This window comes from Methanoplanus endosymbiosus (genome assembly GCF_024662215.1).
GTDB lineage: Archaea > Halobacteriota > Methanomicrobia > Methanomicrobiales > Methanomicrobiaceae > Methanoplanus > Methanoplanus endosymbiosus.
The window spans coordinates 1,205,277-1,223,865 of sequence record NZ_CP096115.1 but is presented as its reverse complement, the minus strand read 5'-3'; the positions used below and the strand labels follow the sequence as shown (position 1 = coordinate 1,223,865).

The window sequence follows — 18,589 nt, the reverse complement described above, 5'->3', positions numbered from 1 at the left end:
AATCAATTATGCAAAAAGCAAGAATCCGTCTTACGGGAACAGATTTTGAGAAAGTAGAGCATGTCTGTGACCGCATCAGGGAAATAGCTGAACGTACAGGTGTAAACTTTGCAGGCCCGGTACCACTTCCTACAAAGAAGATGATTGTACCTATCCGCAAAAGTCCTGACGGAGAAGGAACTGCCACATGGGATCGCTGGCAGATGAGAGTACACAAAAGACTTATCGATCTCGATGCAGATGAGCGTGCATTAAGGCAGCTTATGCGCATTCAGGTGCCAAAAGACATTGGCATTGAGATTGTGCTTGAGAATTAATATGGATAGGAGGCGGCAATGAGAGCCGCGGATATTTCCTCTCAATTTAAGGAAAGCCTTACTTTTGAGAGGGTTTTTATAATAATATTTCTATTCTCTTTGGTGTTCAGGTTTGCGTTCCTGGATCTGAAGTTGTTTCACCATGATGAGGCAATACATGCCTGGTTTTCATGGACTCTCCTGACAACAGGTGAGTATGTTTATGATCCTGTATATCACGGGCCGTTTTTATACTATATTACTGCCGGAATATTCTCGCTCTTTGGTGAGTCGGATTTCGTCGCAAGGTTTATTCCCGCACTTTTGGGTGCATTAATAATCCCGCTTGTATATGTAATTCACAGGCTTGGATATCTCGATAAAAAACAGACGATAGTCGCAGCACTTTTTATTGCGCTATCTCCTGATATGATATACTTCTCACGCTTCCTGAGAAATGATATCTTCATACTGTTCTTTACAATGCTCCTTCTGGTTGCCCTGCTCTGTTATTTTGAGAAATATGAGCTGAGGTATGCACTTCTTGCGGGTGCGGCGGCAGGACTTGGAATGTCTTCCAAGGAGAATATGCCCATTGTAATAGGTATTTTCGGTCTGTATCTCCTGTATCTTATCTACAGAGGCAAAATTCAGCTTCCTAAATTCTGGTGGCGGGATCTGGCAGCCGGAATTATTCTTGCTACCGGAATTATGGCTCTCTTTTACTCGTCAATGGGCAGCCATCCGGAAGTGCTGATGAGTGGATGGATGAATGCAATTGAGCACTGGACATCTGTGCATGGTGAGGAGAGGCTTGGCGGGCCATTTTATACATATATCCTGCTCTTTATACTATACGAACTTCCGGTGCTGATTCTTGCAGCAATCGGGATTTACAGGTTTGTTCTCCGCCGGAAGAATACAAATACCGTTGAAGGAATTTCTGATTCAGGAATGCTTCCGGATACTGATCATCTCTCCGGCACTAACTCCGGGGCTGTTCTGCCTCCGGCTGTCCCCAAACTCATCAAAGACCTGCCCGGATCACTTAAAAATGCGGAATTTACTGGATTCTGTATATTCTGGATGGTATTTTCAGTTGTTCTCTATGGATATATCGGAGAGAAAGTGCCGTGGCTTCTGCTTCATCAGCTCCTGCCGATGATATTTGTGGCAGTCTATTGTATTGGGGATTATAAGAGATATGTTCCGGCAGTTGCTGCTCTCTTTCTGATTGTGATGACTTTTCATGTGGTATTCACTCCGGCAGATATTGCCGAACCTATCGTTCAGGTTCAGAATTCAGAGGATTTAAGGGAGGTATTTGCAATGGTGGATGCCTCAGATAATGTAGCTATATCCAATGATGTCCGCTGGCCTTTTGTCTGGTATTACCGGAATGACTGGCCGGATAAGATCTCTTATTTCAACGGCTATCAGGATCACAGTGATTATGTGCTGAATAATAACTTTGACCTGATAATTCTGCATGATGCCGAATCGCCCGCGGGTATCTCCGGTTATGATAAGAGCACATATAAGAAGCACTACTGGTTCAGTGTGTATGATCTTGTAAAGACTCCATGGTCCGGCCTTAATCCCGGAGATGCCGGATATTTCGGGGCTGTTGGCAATGACCTGGATAATATTGGATTATATTACTGTACGAGGGATGCAAAGGTCGGCAGCCTGAATATGGATGTTTACCGGAAAAACATTCCGGCAGTATGATATGGATCTGCCGGAATTTCAGTTCCGGCACAGAACATTTTTATTTTCTGAATTTTTGCTCTGAATTTAAATCAGATCTTTTATGCCGGATAGATCTAAAATATAACTTTTCAGGAGAGAATTTACCTGTTTATGTGAGCAATAGTTTAAAAGCTGTACTATAAATTCTGAAATGTCATACTGAATCTGTAATCTGTGTTTTCATTGACATTGAATTGTGATCAAAAACTATGATGGCATTTTAAATTTAATTTATTCTATGCAAAGAGGCGTACTTTCCGATGGATGATAACAGAGTTGAGTGGTTCTGGCAGTGTACAATTCCTGAAGGCACTGAGCTGCAGGAACATTTTTTAAAGACAGAAAGGATCCTGATAATCGGAGATCGCTGTAAGATAGATTATGGTCTTTCCGGTGATGAGATAATCATCGGTGAATTTACATCAATAAAAGGCAATATTAATTCGGAGAATGACCTGAGGCTTGACAAGTGGGCTGAGATAAACGGGGATATTCACTGCGGCGCAAATGCATATGTCGGCGAAGGTGTGAAGATTAAGGGTCGCCTTATGGTTGAGGGTGATCTTGATCTTGGTGATAATGTCTCTATCTCTGAAGGATTTGAGGCAAAGGGATGGATCTCCATAAGAAACCCAATGCCTGTTATTACATACCTTCTTCTTTATCTTGTGGCAGTGCTTGGTCTTGAGAAGGAGGAAGATATCTCTGACTTTTTCCGGAAACTCTTCAGTGACGATGAGACTGATGAGAAAATAACTCCTCTTGTAATACCTCCGAATTCAGTCTTAAATATGGAGTTATTCTCTGTTCCAAAGAGTCTTACAATTGGGAAGGGCTGCCGGATGCATGGCAATATAAGGGCATCTTCTGTGCATATCCATGAGAATAATACAGTATTTGGTAGTTTAACTGCTGATTCTGATATTGTTGTCGAAAGAAATTCTGTAATACATGGTGCAGTTACAAGTTCTTCAGGGGCGGTTACAGTCATGCCGGGTGTGCACGTTCTTGGCAATGTGAGATGCACTTCTGTAATACTTGATGAGAATGCCAGACTTGACGGGACAATTAAAGCTCCGGAAGGGGTAAAGATAGTGAGAGAGAGATGAAGTTAAAGGATTTTTTTGAAATTGGTGATGCAGAGTGCATTGAACCTTCAGTATTTGATCATATTGATGAATATTACAATACTTTGGTTCTTGCAGTCAATGCCGGAGAAGCGCGTCTTCTTGTGGATGAGAATGAGATGCCGCTTGCAGTTGCCTGGAACTCTGATGGCAACTGGAGTATTTCTTCGTACCTTTACAGAAATATCACATATGATATTATCGGAAAATTTGAAGGGTGCACAGGGGAGATCTTTCAGGAGAAGAGGGATGATTATGAATCTGCCTTAAGAGAATACTACTGCGGGAAAATTACGGACGAGTATCCTGAAGTGGGTGAGGACAACAGGGAGGGCAGGCATGAGATGATCCTTGATCTCTTTAAGGATACTGTGGGAGTTTCAGATGGTAAGTCTGCAATAGATTTCTGCTGCGGTTCAGGGGTGGCATCCAAAGCATTGTTCTCCGCCGGATATCTGCCTCTCTCAATGGATAATGATCCATATCTCATATCTGTCGGCCTTCATAAGGGCAGGCTGGACCCTAAGAGGACTCTTTGCATTGATGCCTCTTTCTCCTCATATTTCTGCCCGAAATCTGATCTTGGCACTGGCCTTATGCTCGGTGATATATCCGGTTTTAATTCAGATCTGTGGCAGGGAATTGTTGCACAGATGTTAATGCTGACCGGAAAAACTCTAATTACAGTTGCAACCGAGAAGGAGTCACTGCTTATCAGGAAATGGTGCGAGAATGCCGGAAGGACTCCGGAGATATTTGAGAATGAGAATGATCCGATATATGACCGGTGGGTCTGTCTCTGCTGAATATCCGGCAGGTAAGAGCAGATAATTTCCGGTTTTTTTATCTGTGTTTTGTGGAATGATCATTCAGGAACAGTGGTGAATGTTATTAAATAGTGATTTTATCTTCATCACCTCTCTCCTATGAAACATTTGTTTCATCTGCCATCTGTGAACCCGCGGGTTCATGAATGACTTTTATGGTGACTGTTCCATGCGGGCACAGGCTTTTTTTCTGACAGTCTCATTTTTGTCTTTTGTAAAGGGCAGTATTGCCTGTTTTGCCCTTAAATCATTTATCCGTGAGAGAGCTTCAATTATTCCTGTTTTTTCCGGAGCTGTTCCCTGTGTTGCCAGCCGCCCTGATTCATCCATGATATTATTGAACATAAAATCACTCATATCTTTTAATGCGTTTACAGCAGATTCCCTCACCTGTGAATCTGAGTCATTGAGCATCCGGACCGCATATCTGATTGAAATAGTATGTTTTATCCCTGCCAGTGCCTCAATAGCTGCAACTCTGATCCCACTGTTATTCCCTTCAAGGGCATCTTTTAAGGTTGGCAGTGCAGCTGTTTCCATGCCGGAGACTGCGGCAGAAACTGTATTTTTAAGTTCACTGTCTCCTTCGGCCGATATTTTAAGCATCGGTATTACTGATTCCGGATCTTTTATTTTGCCAAGTGCTTCAATGACAGTTATACACGTAGATCTGTTCTCATATCTGAGAAGATTTACAAGGTGTGGCACTGATTTTTTTGATTTAAGCTCTCCCAGTGATTCAATTGCTGCTATCTTTACACTGTTTTTCCTGTCCTTTAAGAGGTGAAGGAGTGGCTCTTCAGAGACTGAATCCATACCTGCAAGCTTCTCCGCTGCGGAAGATCTGACCATCTCATTCTCACTGCTTAATGCCTTTGATAATCTTTCGGCGGCAAATGGCCGGATGCCGCTTTTTGTCAGTATCAGATTCCAGGCATCACTGGATTTAAGGCCCTTATCTTTTAAGTCCTCTCTTCTTCTCAGCATCTCCTCCTCAATATTTTCCTGGCCGGGAATATTTTTGATATTTGCATTTCCACCTGATTTCTGCCCTGATATTTTATTTTTTATTATTGCCGCTGCCTCCGCTGCTCTCTTTCTTAACAGAGGGTTCTCTGATTTCAGGGCTTCATTTATTGCAGAATATCCCGGTTTGCCCATTGCCTTTAAGACTTCAGTCACCTTAAGCCTGACAGCAGGGTTTTCATCGCAGAGATATTCAATTAGTACAGGGATTGCATAATCCTTAAGCTGGATAATTTCGATCCATTTTTCCTTAATTATCAGGTATCTTGTCTTCTCCCAGTATGTACGCGGTTTCCAGCCATATCTGTCAAGTCCCCATGCAGCTTCATTGCGGATATTTGAGTTCTTGTCCTCCATTGCCTTTACAAGATACGGGACAAATCTTCTCTCGTTGATATTGCTTATTGCTTTAATTGCAGTATATCTGACCTCATCCGAATTGTCCTGAAGAAGTGCGGCAAGAGGCTGAATAACAATTTCTGAATTTATCTCTGAGAGGTGCTTTGCTGCCTTTTTCCGTCTCTGTACATCCGGGTTTTTAAAATCCCGTACTGCAACGGATACAGTCTCTACAGGGTAACGGGCACCTTTTTTTACTTCTCCGGAGGCATAAAAATATGCAGCAGCCTCCATTTTGTTCTGAGGTTTCCATTTCAGATATTTCAGGGATTTTGCTGACTGAAGACTGACTTTCTCATTTTTGTCGTAAAGAAAAGCAGTAAGAATTTCGGTTACGCTGGGGTCTTTTTCACCGAGATAGCCCAGTGCCTGCACTGCCCCCCTTCTCTTTCTGTAGTCATTATCATTGATTATCTCTTCAATATATCTGAGTGAACTTTTTCCGCATCTGCCTATAGCTCTTGCCGCTCCGTCCCTTGCATTCTCTTTTCCTGTAGTCAGGATTCTGATAAATGTCGGCATAAGAGCTTCGCCATATCCGGAGAGCACTTCAGCTGATCCACTTCTTATATCCGGATTTTCTGAATTCAGTGCTCTCAACATCGGGGCAACTGCTGACTTATCCGATGATTGCAGTTCGGCTATCGTCCGTCTTCTGGTGTCATGATCATCAGAACCTAAGGCTGCTATAAGCCTTTCAGTTTTAACGGAGTTAATGTCATTGCCGATGGGGGTTTCCCGCTTATCCTCTGAAGTCATATCACTGAAGGTATCCTGGTTTTCGGTTTATACTATCTGTTAATGCCGGAAATTACCGGTATAATTCCTCTGAAACATCTATCTGTTTCTTCCGTCATCTGCAAATATTTTGCCGGGGTTCTGTTAAATCATATTTTATTATTTTGATGGGGCCGGATTGCTGTTAATTGTATATCCGCTTTAAGTCTTTTAATGCTTGTATAATACAATGAATCCGGATAAATCTTTCCCGGAAAGTTGCCTGATTAAAAAAAAACAGACCGTAAGCCCACGACTTTAATCGTGGGCGTATAACTGAAAATTTCACAGGAAATACAGCAGATCATAAATTACTTTTCAGGATGTAATTTTTACTATGGCTTTCATTGCAAATGTCTTCAGGTTTGGATTGTCTGATTCTGCAACCGTCTTTTCAAGATAAGGCAGTGCACTTTCGCCTGCTTTTACAAGCCCTGCCTCTGATTTTTTTCTGACTATTGAATTGGGGTCCATAAGAGCTTTAATCATCGGCATAATTGTTTTTTTTCCACCAATAGCTATTATTGTCTCCAGGGCGGCAAGTCTTACCTCATAGTTGTCATCAGAGAGTATCTCTTCAAGTGGCCCGACTGCAACCTCTCCGGTTTTTCTTACCTCTTCCCAGTTATCCTTTGCTATCAGATAATAGATGATGTCTCTCTCTGTTTCAGGAACCCAGGAGAGGCTGTCGAGGGCTTCTGCGATATTATACCGTATTGTGCTGTTTTTGCATGAGTGAAGCGACTCTGAAAGTTCCCGGACTGCATCTTCTCCCAGGCTTTTTAATGAGTCTGTGATCTGATTTATAATGTTTAAGTCTTCTTCTTTGAGTGCACTTATCAGTGGCTTTATTGCTTTTTTACTATTCAGATAACCAAGTGATCTTATGGCAGCTATCCTTACTCTTGAATCCTCGTCTTTTATTGCAAAAATCAGGGCATCAAATGCCATATCGTCTCCAGCAAATCCAAGTGATTCTGCGGCGGCCGTTCTGACTACGGGATCTCTCTCATTGTACATTGCGCCGGATAATGCTGCATATGCCTTCTCATTCTGAATCTTTCCAAGGCTCTGTGCACAGATCATTTTTGTAGATAAACTTCCGGAGCTGAGATGTTTTACAAGTCCGTCAATTGCAGGATCTCCAAGACCTATCAGAATTTCGGCTGTAAGATTCTGAACTTCCGGATTGCTCTTCTCCATAGACTCAATGAGCGGTTCTATTATCTCATCACCCATTGAAAAGACTTTTTCAGATGCGCTGACCTGAACTCCTGTATCAGTGCTTCTCAGTCCGCTGATAATCTCATCAATCTCAGATCCGTATTTCAGCTCCGGAATTATCTCTGTCTTTATCTCCGGGCGTTTTCCTGTTTTTGTTATCAGGTCTGCTGCACGCTGGCTGATTTTTGGATTTCTGTCATCTGCAAAGACCGTTATGATCTCTTTTGCCCTTAAATCGTCAACATCTGCAAGTGCAAAGAGAATTCCAAGTTTTTCAAGTTCATTTCCCTGCACAATTATACGTCTGCATTCATCCATTAACGGATTGAACATACTATTGCTCATCTTCTTTATTGCCTTTGACGCACATTCCCGGACATCAAATTCATAGTCATTGAGCATTCGTACGGTATAGGATATTGCAATTGGGTCATTAATTCCGGAGATTGTTCTGATAGCTGTCGTCCGGACAGTCATATCTGAGTCATCCAGTATACTTTTAAGTTTTGGCAGTGCATCCGGTCCAATAGATGAAACTGCTGCTGATGCAGCTTTTCTGACGCTTTCGTCAGGGTCTGAAAAAAGATTTGTCAGTGCATCTATTGATTTTATCTCCCTGATTTTTCCAAGTGATTCGGCGCATGCCATCCGGACAAATCTGTTCTCATTTCCACAGAGTTTTATCAGATATGGCGTGGCCCTTCTTGCTTTAAGATCTCCAAGGGATTCAATTGCGGCAATTTTGACATTGTCCTTTTTATCAATTAACAGGTATAACAGGGGTTCTATGGCCGAAATGCCGCTCTGTCTGAGGTTTTCAATTGCGGCTGCCCTTACCATATCATTCTCATTGCTAAGTGCACCTGAGATCTTTTCCGCCTTTGAATGTTCAATTTCACTGTTTAACAGAATCTTCAGCCATGAATCTCTGCTCTTAATTCCGCTTGCTTTAATCTGGCTCTTATGCTTTTTAATTTCTTCTTCAATGCTGTATTTTCCAAAAAATTCCGGAATAGGTTCTTCTTTTCCGGAATTTGATGCTGAATCCTTTTTGTTTATTATTGCAACTGCTTCTGCGGCCCGTTTTCTGATATTTTCATCGTCTGATTTAAGTGCATTTTTTATTGCAAGGTAACCGGGTTTGCCCATGGCTCTTAAGACCTCGGTTGCTCTCAGTCTGATGACAGGATTTTCATCACAGAGATTTTTTATAAGTACAGGAACTGCGGCATCCTTCATCTGAAGAAGGTCAATCCATTTCTCTTTTATGAAGTAATATTCTGCCTTTTCTTCGGGATTTACAGGATTCCAGCCGTATTTGTCGAGTGCCCATGCAGATTCAAGGCGCACTCCGGAATGTGTATCTTTAAGGCCTGTTACGAAACACGGGATCATTTCTCTGTCATAAATCCCTGACAGTGTTTTTATCGCTGTAAATCTGACTTCTCCGCAGCTGTCATCAAGGTATTTCAGCATTGCCTCTTTTACAGATTCTGATTTCAGTTTTGCAAGGAGATCTATTGCTTTTTTACGCCTGTTGTCATCCGGATTGTTAAGATCCCGCATTGCAAGGGTTATAATTTCTTTTGGGTATTTTGCAGAGTTTACCGGATCGGCAAGGGAGTAATAAAATACTGCTGACTGTAATTTGTTTTCCGGCTCCCAGTTTATGCTTTTAAGGGATTTTGCCGCTTCAAAACTGACCTTTTCATTACTGTCCCTCAGGAGTGCAAGCAGAACATTTTTTGTGGGATCACCAAGGTATCCAAGATATGCAAGTGTGAGTGCTGCACCCCTTCTTCTTCTGTAGTCTTTGTCCTTTGCTGCTTTCTTCAGCTCATTTAATGCGGTTTCACCACTCTGCGCTATGGCTCTGGCTGCGCCGTCTCTTGTATTTTCCTTCCCTGCTGCCACCAGTTTGAGCAGGGTCGGGAGTGCTGCCTCACCATATGTGCCAAGGACCTCAGCCGCTCCACTCCTGAGCATGGTATTGTCTGAATTGAGGGCTTTAAGAAGGCCTATTATTGCCGGACGACCCAGGGTGGTAAGCTCAATTGCGGCATCCTCTCTCTCTTTCCAGTCTTTTGAGCCGAGAGCTTCAACGAGATTTTCTATTTTTTGGGAGTTATTGTCTGCTTTTTTATTGTTTATTATGGCCATTGTTGTTCTCCCATATTGTCAAAACTGCCTTTTATGATTCCAGAGTAAATTTTTGATTTTTTAAGCTAAATTGTTTTGTTATTTACCTGATTTTACAGATGAATTTTTTTCAGATTGTGTGGGCATATGGAAATAATATTTGATTTTTGGTCTGTTGTCCTTTACTGGCAGATTATTTTAATTTCTGAGTGTCTGCCGGAAGAAATGATCAGATTTGTGCTGTGAATGCCGGGCAGGGTAGCTGACTTTCTCAACTGTTTGATCTATGCAGTGACAAATAACCGGATATACGGGCAGAGCAATATATTATATCACTATATGAAGCAATCCTCTATCCCAGAACTATTATCTCCTGCCGGCTCTGCTGAATGCCTCACAGCAGCAGTTTCTGCCGGTGCGGACGCTGTCTATCTTGGCGGCGTTAAATTTGGTGCAAGGCGCTATGCCTCAAATTTCACAGAAGATGAACTTGTCAGCGCTGTAAGATTCTGCCATGCCCGTGGTGTAAAGGTATATGTTACTCACAATATTCTTGTGAAGGAGAGTGAACTCGGAGAGTCGCTCTCTGAACTTCTCTTCCTGTCTAGTATTGGTGTAGATGCTGTTTTAATTCAGGATGTCGGTATTTTGAAGCTTGTAAAGGCTCTGATTCCGGGTCTTACTGTTCATGCCTCTACACAGATGTCAGTACATACAAAGGAGGGTGTTAAATGGGCGGAGGAGAACGGAGTTGAGAGGGTCGTTATGGCAAGGGAGACTTCAATTGATGAGGTCTCTGCCATCTCCGCTTCAGGTGATATACATCCCGGAATTGAGATATTTGTACACGGGGCGTTATGCTACTGCTATTCCGGTCAGTGTCTCATCTCTTCACTTACGGGTGGGCGAAGCGGCAACCGGGGTATCTGTTCCCAGCCATGCCGCAGGCAGTTTTCACTCCTCTGCTGTGGGGAGGACGATAATTCAGATATGCAGAAATGCAGGCCCCTTATGACCAGGGGTGACTATCTCCTCTCTCCAAAAGATCTCTGTTTATATGAGAATATCCCGGATATTGTAAGATCCGGAGTTAAATCCCTTAAAATAGAAGGGCGCATGAAAGATCCTTCATATGTTGCCATTGTAACAGACAGGTACAGGAAAGCCATTGATGACTCTTCCCGGAAAAATACCAAAGGCAGCTCTGCATCCGTAATTGATCACAAATCCGCGGCTGAGGATCTTATGTTTGCATTTAACAGGGGGTTCACACCCGGATTTTTGTCCGGAGGCAACTCCGGTGATATGATCTCCTATAAAAAATCCGGCAATGCCGGTGTTGAGGTAGGGACTGTCCAGGGTTATAGCCGGAAGAACAAAACTGCCGACATAAAGCTCTATGGTACATTAATTCCGCAGGCAAATGATGGGATGATGGCCAAATCGGGAACGGAAGAGGAAGGATTTCTTATGAGAGCGCCTTTTACCCTGACAGGAAATTCCCTGAAAGTGAGGACACCCTTTGTTCCGGAAACCGGAAGCCGTGTATTTATTACAAGGAGGGATGCGCTTGAGAAGGATGCTGAGGGTATAATTGCCCGTGACGGCAGTATTCCGGAGAAGATACCCTGCACTATCACTCTCAGATTTAAAGGAAAAATTCCTGTATGCTCAGTGTCGGCTATAATTTCCGGGCGTGAATTCTTCTCTGAAATTGAGGGCTGGTTTGAGATGGAGATGGCAAGGGGCCGGCCTCTCACCTCCAAAGAACTAAAGAAAATATTCTCCAAGACGGGCGGAACTCAGTTTATTGCTGATGAATTTATTATAGATTATCCGGGCAGGCTTTTTGCGCCGGCAGGGCTGTTAAATGAGCTGAGAAGAAAGCTTTTCTCTTCACTGGACGATAAAATTTATAATTATTTCAGGCCATCTGAAGATGAGATCAATTCGGTCCGGAAAAATATAGAGGAATTTTTGAGATTTACAGGGTCTGACGGGCTTACTGCTCTGCCTGCCGGTTCTTCATCCGGCGGTCTTAAGCCTGATAATTTATCTCTTATGAATACTTTTGATGGCGGAGTACTTTCGCCGGCAGATGATTTTATGGATAAGAGATCTCTCTTCTGCATAGTAAGCGATTACTGGGGTGCTATGGCGGCATTTTCGGGTGGTGCGGATACTGTATGTATCGAACCGTTTATAGTTCCCGGTAAGAAGAATACAGTGCAGGAGATTTTGGGCTTATTTAATTCGGTTGCCGGCAAAAAGCCTGAAGAATGCAGGTTGATCTGGAAATGGCCGAAAATTACCGGTAAGAAATTCCTTGACTTTGCAGTTCCGCTGATAAAAGAACTTTCTGTTGAGGGATTTTCCGGCATAATGGCCGAGAATGCCGGGGACGCATTTGCCATACGGGAGGTATATCCTGATATTCAGATCTGCGGAGGGCCGGGACTCAATGTCTTCAACAGTTTTTCTGCACTCAGTCTTGGCAGGTACTTTAACTCTGTCATAGTTTCATCCGAGCTTGCAGGGGATGAGATAGCTCTGATGGAGAAGAATCTTCACCGGATGGATAAGAGGCCGGCATCCGGAATTATTGTGCATGGTGCGGCTGAAATTTCAGTTTCAGGGATTAATATTCTCTCCTCAGTTCAGGAGGAAGAATCTGTGTGCGGGGGCAGGTATTTCTTAAAGGATATGAAGGGTCATAAATTCCCTGTCAGTATTGACGGTGAGAAGAAGACGCATATCTACAACTCATTTGATACATGCCTGATAGATTATCTGCCTGAGATCTTAGGCTCAGGAATTGATTTCATAGTTGTTGACTCCAGATACAGACCTGCTGATTACTGCGGGAAGATCTGTGAGATTTATAAAGCATATCTTAACAGGAGCAGAGGTACTTCACAGTCAGAACCGGATGATATTTCATCGGGAGAAACGCACAGGGTTCGCCATTCTGAATCTCTTCCGTCCCTGAAATCCAGAATAAAAAAGATGTCTCCTGCCGGGATAACATCCGGACATTACACAAAAGGGTGTGAATGACGGGGAGATTATATTTTCAATTTTTATTGCCGGATATTTGGGTGATCTCTGTAAGATCTGACTGTACCTGATTTTACGGTGTTCTGATATTTTGGATCGGTTTTTTTTGGATTTTTCTTGGATTTTTCTTGGATTTTTCTTGGATTTTTCTTGGATTTTTCTTGTATAACCCGGAATATATTATGGGATGATTAGGTCTTCTATTCTTTCCGGGTGGGAATAGACTGTAAATCTGTCACCCCTTGCAAAGCAGATGAGTGTTATCCCGTTGTCAGATGCAACCCTTATTCCGTCTGTTGTTGTTGCTGCTTTTGTAATCACAACCGGAATTCCGGCATTTGCCAGTTTTGAGACCATTCCTGATGGCTGCCTGCCTGTACTGCCGATGTAGCATCTGCCTGCATCTATTCTGTTTAGTACGGTGTAACCTATTACCTTGTCAATGGTGTTGTGCCGGCCGATATCTGAAAATCCGGTGATCTTTTTGCCTTCTGAAAACAGAACTGAGTAATGTACTCCGCCTGTCTGTCTCCAGAGATCTGAGACGATCTCATCTGTCACCTTTGGAATGTCCGATTTTTTAATTCTGAGTTCTGATTTGACATCTCTGAAGGGCGTATCTGAGCAGGTGCCCCCGGAAGAGCATGTTATCGGGTTTAACTTTCTTTTAAGTTCAGCTTCCACGTAAATTTCATTACCGCTGGTTTTAACTGACTCTATATGTTCAGAAATTCCTTCACTTATTACAAATCCTGCACCGAGCTCTTCAAGATTTTCCGGTGATGCAACCTGTGTTGAAAGAAGTTCATTGTTGAGGTAGATATTCACTCTCTCCTCTGTAACTATCAGATCATCAACTTCTTTTACGGAATTATTATTTACAAGAATTCCCTGTATAATTTTTACTGTCATAATATCTTATATGATGAAATATTACTTTGTTCTCTTCCCTTCTGCCCTTATTTTGTCAAATTCATCTTCTGTGGCTTTGATTTTCATCAACTGTGTACCAAAACAGGGTTTCTTAAAATAGAAGAGAATTTCCTTTTTCTTTAGTTTCAGTCCTACATACAGGGGTGGTTCTCCAAGTATTGTAATGCCCTTTATTGTGAATCCTTCAGGCATTTCATACACTTCTGATGCTCTCCTGTTGATATATTCAACTGCATCATCGGGACTGATCTCATCTTCAATAATTTCAGGGCTGAGTTTATTGGCGCACCTGTTCATCTCATCACCTATTTTTTTATTTTTATTTATTTTTTGACAATTTTCTACGCCGGATATTTATTTTTCTTTCCGGTTACCCCGTGGTGGGTAGTTTCTTTTATGCACTATTATTTTCTGATATATATATTGTTTTCTTTAATCGGAATATAATTTTGTCCGGTGATAAACAGTGAATATATCCTTTTTACTAAATGCCATTTCACCTTTTAAAAATCCGGCTTTTTATCTATGGTCATTTTTGGACTGTTCTTGAAAATTTTTAATATTATTACTTTAAATCAGGATTTGTGGGCAGAATATATAATTTATATTGCTGCTCTGAAGGCTTATATTTTTAAAGATCAATTACTACATTTAAGACACATGTATGCAAACCGACTTGATAATCTTCCCCCATATCTTTTTGCTCAGATAGATGCGTTAAAGGCAGAAAAACGTGCGCAGGGAGTTGATGTGATTGATCTCGGCGTAGGAGATCCTGATCTTCCAACACCTGATCATATCGTTGATTCACTATGTGAGGCAGCAAGGGACCCTTCAACCCATCATTATCCTGATTACACCGGTATGATTGAATACCGTGAGGCTGTTGCTGAGTGGTACAGTACACGATTTGGTGTCACTTTAAATCCTAAAACTGAAGTTCTGGCACTTATAGGTTCTAAGGAGGGCATTGCCCACGTACCGGAGGCTTTTGTAAATCCGGGAGATTATGTCCTTGCAACAGATCCCGGATATCCGGTATATAAGACCTCAACCCTCTTTTCAGAAGGAAAACTCTGGGAGATGCCACTTAAGGAGGAGAATGAATTCCTTCCGGTATTTGAGGATATACCAAAGGATGTTGTAAAGAAAGCTAAACTAATGTTTTTTGGCTATCCGAACAATCCGACTGCCGCAGTTGCCCCTCTCTCATTCTTTGAGGAGGTTGTTGAATTTGCAAAGGAGAATGATATCGTTGCCGTTCATGACAATGCCTACTCTGAGATAACCTTTGACGGCTATAAAGCACCATCATTCCTTGAGGCAGACGGTGCAAAAGAGGTTGGAATGGAGATGCACTCCCTCTCAAAGACTTATAATATGACCGGATGGCGGCTTGGTATGGCATGCGGAGGGGAGGAGTTCATCTCCGGACTTGGCCGTGTTAAGACAAATGTTGACTCTGGTGCATTTGATGCCATACAGCGTGCCGGAATAACAGCTCTTACCTCCACGCAGCAGTGCGTTGCAGATGCCTGTGATGTGTACCAGGAGAGGCGTGATGTCCTGGTAAACGGTTTGAGAGATCTCGGTTTTGAAGTGACATCACCAGAGGCAACCTTCTATGTCTGGTTAAAGGTCAGTGATTCAATGGGATTTGCAAAGAAGATGCTTGATGATGCCGGTATTGTTGTGACTCCGGGAGTTGGTTTTGGCAGCAATGGTGACGGATATGTCAGATTTGCGATCACCAGAAACATTGAAAGAATAAGAGAGGCAATTGAAAGGATGAGGAGTGTTGACTTCTGAAACTTCCAAAACACCTGACAATAAAGGACGGTCATCTTATGATCGGCAGCCATGACTGCAATGCCCTTGCAGAGAGTTACGGGACTCCGCTGTACGTAACTGACGAGCAGAGAATAAGGGATAATTTCACCCGGTATAACAGCGCGTTAAAGAAACATTATAATAATGTACAAATGCTCTACGCTGCAAAGGCAAACGGAAATATGGCCGTTCTTAAGACCTTTGCTGATATGGGCGCAGGTGCTGATGTCTTCTCTTCCGGAGAACTTCATCTTGCCCTTCTTGCCGGAATGGACCCTGAAAAGCTTCTCTTCAATGGCAGTTCAAAGACAAAGGAAGATCTCGAACTTGCGGTTGAAAAGGGCGTTAAGGTCTCAATCGACTCCTTTGATGAACTTGATCAGCTCTCAGAGGTTGCAAAGGCGAAGGGAAAGGAGGTTGAGGTGTCATTCAGGATAAACCCTGCAATTGATGTTCCCACTCATCCTAAAATTGCAACCGGACTTGCGACAAGCAAGTTCGGGATACCGGCGGAGCAGATCCTTGACGCTTACCGCTCAGCCCTTGATGCAGAGAATGTAACTCCGGTTGGCATGCACTGCCATATCGGATCACAGATTCTCGATGTTATTCCGTTTGCCAAAGCGGCTGAGATCATGGTGAAGATTGCCGGTCAGCTCACCGATATCGGTGTTAAACTGAAGTTCATTGATATAGGCGGCGGGCTTGGAATTCCTTACCGCCATGACACAGACAACGCGCCTACTCCTGAGGAGTATGCAGATGCTGTTATGCCGGTATTCCTGGAAGGTATTGCTAAAATTGGTATCAAACCGGAATTATGGGTTGAGCCGGGCAGAAACCTGATGGGTGATACCACAATACTGCTGACAGGTGTCAATTCTGTAAAGACAGCGCATAAAAAATTTGTAAATGTCGATGCCGGATTCAATCTTCTCCTGCGCCCTGCAATGTATGACTCATATCATGAGGTTGTTGTTGCAAATAAGGCAGATCAGGAGCCTGAGCTTGAATATACAGTCACAGGGCCTATCTGTGAGTCCGGAGACATTATTGCGGCTGACAGACCGCTGCCGCATGTTGACAGGGGTGACCTGATTGCCGTACTTGACTGCGGTGCGTATGGCTATTCAATGGCATCCCAGTACAACTGCCGCCCCAGATGCCCGGAGATTATGGTCAGTAGTGACCGTTCGGCCTATATGAGACGTGGTGAGACTGTCATCGATATACTGAATACCATGGTTGACCTTCCATGGGTTGAGAAGTGATACAGAGGGGTAATTCGGGTCTGTGAGGGCATATTACGCACTCGTTGATGATCTGGTTTCTGAGGAGGAGTTTGAAGAACTTCTTCTCTCTTCCTCCGGTGGCTTAACGCCGGATCATGACTCCCATTCTGCAGCAGCGGCCGCAGCCGGGAAACTGGGCCGCCTGCATACAAAGATTGCGGACATCAAAAAAGGGCCAACCCTTACATCTTTTTACTGCCGGATTATTGACCGTTATCTGCCTCCTGAGAGCGAAGCCTCTGTTAATTTCCCGGATGAGTTAAATTCCGGTTCAGAATATCCTGGCAGTTCCGGTCAGGATGAAGAGTCTCATCTCTTCAGCAGTTATTCTCAGAGTTTCAACTATTCTGACGGTGGCGGGCGTTATGTTAATACTTCCTCGGAGAGTTATCACTCAAACAGACAGGCGCAGAAATCCCGTCTCCGTCAGAATCTCTCCGGACGTGCCGGGAAGAGTTTTTCTGAATCCGGTTTGAAACCTAATCCCCGGTTTTCTCCGGAATTTCCTAATATAAGGCTCATGCTTCTTTGTGGTGATGAAACAGGCGAGGTTATCGTACATTTCAGGGATGAGATGGCATCTGCCGTTATGGAAGTCCCTGCCGGAAGTGTGCTTGAGGTTGCCGGCAGGTATAAGTCATCCGGAGAGGTCTATGCTGTTGATCTCCGGCTCTCTGATGCTTATATTTCGCCCAGGGAGGACGGGCAGAAGAAGATCCTTTGCAGTTCCGTTGATTTTGTCATTCTTGGGATTAAATTCGGGCATTATGGAGATAAAGGATCTGACAGAGATTACCGTCATAAAGGGGGCGGGAGTTCCCAGTTTCACAGGGGAGAACGGAACAGTACGAAATGCGGCAGCATAACCGGTGAATATTCCGGCTGTAACATCTCCGGTGAGGGAGACAACCCCTTATACTTCAGACTCTTCTGCGGCAGAGGAACTGATACCTTCACCATAACCTTCAGGGACTTTTCTCTTCCGGAAGATATCTCTGAGGGGACCTCTGCAAAGGCAGAATATTTAATCCGCATCCCGTCTGCCAGTGGCGATCTCAGATTTTCAGCCGGAAGGAAGAGCACTCTTATTCCGGCTTACAATCCTGCTGATTTCACTTATTCCTCACCTTCTCAGGCTAAACCGGGTCATTCTGCATCTTTTATCTGCCGTCTTCTCTCTGTGGGAAGGGTGCATCAGTTTTATTCTGTGAATGGAAGTGTCTCCTGCGTAAGAAATCTTGTTGTGGCCGATTATGAGTCTGATAGTGCTGACTCTACCCACTGCTCTGTTTCTGACTCTCAGGGTGACTGCACTGAATGTTCGTCCTGCGGGCCTGGTCTGCCGTCTGTATCATCTGTGCCTGATCTCATCTCTGCTGCGTCTGGTGAACCCGTCTGCCGGAATGTTGTCTTATGGGGTGATAATGCAGAAATTCCGGTGTCAGAAGGGGAGATTATTGAGATAGTAAATGGTTTTGCCAAAATTCCGGATAATAACAATTCCATGTATAATTCCTGCGGCGGGTGTGAGATACATGCGGGCGTGAACTCTCTTCTGCGGGTGGTCACATCCCGCTATTGCACAGGCAGGGAAAAAATCTCATTTTATGGTGTGGTTATTGAAACAGCATCCGGGCTTATAATTGAGAACGGGTCTCTCTGCTATGTATTGTCCGGCAGGACTGATGGGCTGTGCAATGGCATGCCTGCAGAAGTTTCGGGCAGCCTGTATGGTATGAGAATTGATGTTGATAATTTCAGAATAAATGCATTATCTAAGAATAATATTTGTAGTGATATTGTGAATCTGCTCTCTGAATCACAAAGGAACGTCAATGGTTGATTTGTTTTACTTTCACCCTGCGCGGTATCCCTTCTAAATAGATCCTGATCATATTATTTTGTATAGA

12 protein-coding genes are annotated in these 18,589 nt (G+C 43.4%); 8 read left to right on the top strand and 4 right to left on the bottom strand.

Translation table 11 applies throughout. From position 1 onward, the window contains the following. The first annotated feature begins 8 nt into the window (after window positions 1-8). The 4 genes from rpsJ (at window position 9) to L6E24_RS05145 (ending at window position 3,981) form a co-directional block, all read left to right on the top strand. Window positions 9-317, top strand: a complete 309-nt coding sequence (gene rpsJ / locus L6E24_RS05160; protein ID WP_257743640.1) for a 30S ribosomal protein S10 — start codon at window positions 9-11, stop codon at window positions 315-317. Between the two features lie 132 nt (window positions 318-449). Further along, window positions 450-2,027 carry a flippase activity-associated protein Agl23 gene (locus L6E24_RS05155; protein ID WP_257743639.1) on the top strand — a complete coding sequence of 526 codons (1,578 nt, stop codon included), beginning with the start codon at window positions 450-452 and terminating at the stop codon, window positions 2,025-2,027. A 281-nt stretch (window positions 2,028-2,308) separates the two neighbouring features. Further along, the gene (locus L6E24_RS05150; protein ID WP_257743638.1) at window positions 2,309-3,157 is read left to right on the top strand and encodes a polymer-forming cytoskeletal protein; all 849 of its coding nucleotides are present in this window, start codon (window positions 2,309-2,311) and stop codon (window positions 3,155-3,157) included. Then, window positions 3,154-3,981 carry a hypothetical protein gene (locus L6E24_RS05145; RefSeq protein ID WP_257743637.1) on the top strand — a complete coding sequence of 276 codons (828 nt, stop codon included), beginning with the start codon at window positions 3,154-3,156 and terminating at the stop codon, window positions 3,979-3,981. Before L6E24_RS05150 ends, L6E24_RS05145 begins: the two co-directional genes overlap by 4 nt. A gap of 174 nt (window positions 3,982-4,155) precedes the next feature. Here the strand turns inward: L6E24_RS05145 and L6E24_RS05140 are convergent, their stop codons facing one another. Next, window positions 4,156-6,186: a HEAT repeat domain-containing protein gene (locus L6E24_RS05140; RefSeq protein WP_257743636.1), complete on the bottom strand. Its 2,031-nt coding sequence runs from the start codon at window positions 6,184-6,186 to the stop codon at window positions 4,156-4,158. Window positions 6,187-6,522: 336 nt separating this feature from the next. Then, window positions 6,523-9,588, bottom strand: coding sequence for a HEAT repeat domain-containing protein (locus L6E24_RS05135; RefSeq protein ID WP_257743635.1), 3,066 nt, complete (start codon window positions 9,586-9,588; stop codon window positions 6,523-6,525). Window positions 9,589-9,813: 225 nt separating this feature from the next. On the opposite strand from L6E24_RS05135, the gene L6E24_RS05130 reads away from it, so the two are divergent. Beyond that, window positions 9,814-12,624, top strand: coding sequence for a U32 family peptidase (locus tag L6E24_RS05130; protein WP_257743634.1), 2,811 nt, complete (start codon window positions 9,814-9,816; stop codon window positions 12,622-12,624). Window positions 12,625-12,804: 180 nt separating this feature from the next. On the opposite strand, the gene fdhD is transcribed toward L6E24_RS05130, so the two are convergent. Together fdhD and L6E24_RS05120 are read right to left on the bottom strand one after the other, a co-directional pair. Next, entirely contained in the window at window positions 12,805-13,536 is a 732-nt protein-coding gene (fdhD, locus tag L6E24_RS05125; protein ID WP_257743633.1) for a formate dehydrogenase accessory sulfurtransferase FdhD, read from the bottom strand. Window positions 13,537-13,557: 21 nt separating this feature from the next. Then, a complete protein-coding gene (locus tag L6E24_RS05120; RefSeq protein WP_257743632.1) occupies window positions 13,558-13,854 on the bottom strand; it encodes a DUF1894 domain-containing protein in 297 nt (98 codons plus the stop codon). Window positions 13,855-14,217: 363 nt separating this feature from the next. Here L6E24_RS05120 and L6E24_RS05115 point away from each other — a divergent pair, with 363 nt between their 5' ends. Genes L6E24_RS05115 through L6E24_RS05105 form a run of 3 tightly spaced genes read left to right on the top strand, consistent with a single transcriptional unit; the run spans window position 14,218 to window position 18,522 of the window. Further along, window positions 14,218-15,366 (top strand): LL-diaminopimelate aminotransferase, encoded by a 1,149-nt coding sequence (locus tag L6E24_RS05115; protein WP_257743631.1) that lies wholly within the window; start codon window positions 14,218-14,220, stop codon window positions 15,364-15,366. Then, window positions 15,363-16,658, top strand: a complete 1,296-nt coding sequence (lysA, locus tag L6E24_RS05110; protein ID WP_257743984.1) for a diaminopimelate decarboxylase — start codon at window positions 15,363-15,365, stop codon at window positions 16,656-16,658. Before L6E24_RS05115 ends, lysA begins: the two co-directional genes overlap by 4 nt. A 22-nt stretch (window positions 16,659-16,680) precedes the next feature. Then, entirely contained in the window at window positions 16,681-18,522 is a 1,842-nt protein-coding gene (locus tag L6E24_RS05105; RefSeq protein ID WP_257743630.1) for a single stranded DNA-binding domain-containing protein, read from the top strand. Window positions 18,523-18,589: the final 67 nt, after the last annotated feature.

What these genes read in the sequence shown, in the direction of transcription:
- rpsJ (WP_257743640.1), top strand. Translation starts at nt 9, where the DNA reads ATGCAAAAAGCAAGAATCCGTCTTACGGGAACAGATTTTGAGAAAGTA.
- L6E24_RS05150 (WP_257743638.1), top strand. Translation starts at nt 2,309, where the DNA reads ATGGATGATAACAGAGTTGAGTGGTTCTGGCAGTGTACAATTCCTGAA.
- L6E24_RS05145 (WP_257743637.1), top strand. Translation starts at nt 3,154, where the DNA reads ATGAAGTTAAAGGATTTTTTTGAAATTGGTGATGCAGAGTGCATTGAA.
- L6E24_RS05140 (WP_257743636.1), bottom strand. Translation starts at nt 6,186, where the DNA reads ATGACTTCAGAGGATAAGCGGGAAACCCCCATCGGCAATGACATTAAC.
- L6E24_RS05135 (WP_257743635.1), bottom strand. Translation starts at nt 9,588, where the DNA reads ATGGCCATAATAAACAATAAAAAAGCAGACAATAACTCCCAAAAAATA.
- L6E24_RS05130 (WP_257743634.1), top strand. Translation starts at nt 9,814, where the DNA reads ATGCCGGGCAGGGTAGCTGACTTTCTCAACTGTTTGATCTATGCAGTG.
- fdhD (WP_257743633.1), bottom strand. Translation starts at nt 13,536, where the DNA reads ATGACAGTAAAAATTATACAGGGAATTCTTGTAAATAATAATTCCGTA.
- L6E24_RS05120 (WP_257743632.1), bottom strand. Translation starts at nt 13,854, where the DNA reads ATGAACAGGTGCGCCAATAAACTCAGCCCTGAAATTATTGAAGATGAG.
- L6E24_RS05115 (WP_257743631.1), top strand. Translation starts at nt 14,218, where the DNA reads ATGTATGCAAACCGACTTGATAATCTTCCCCCATATCTTTTTGCTCAG.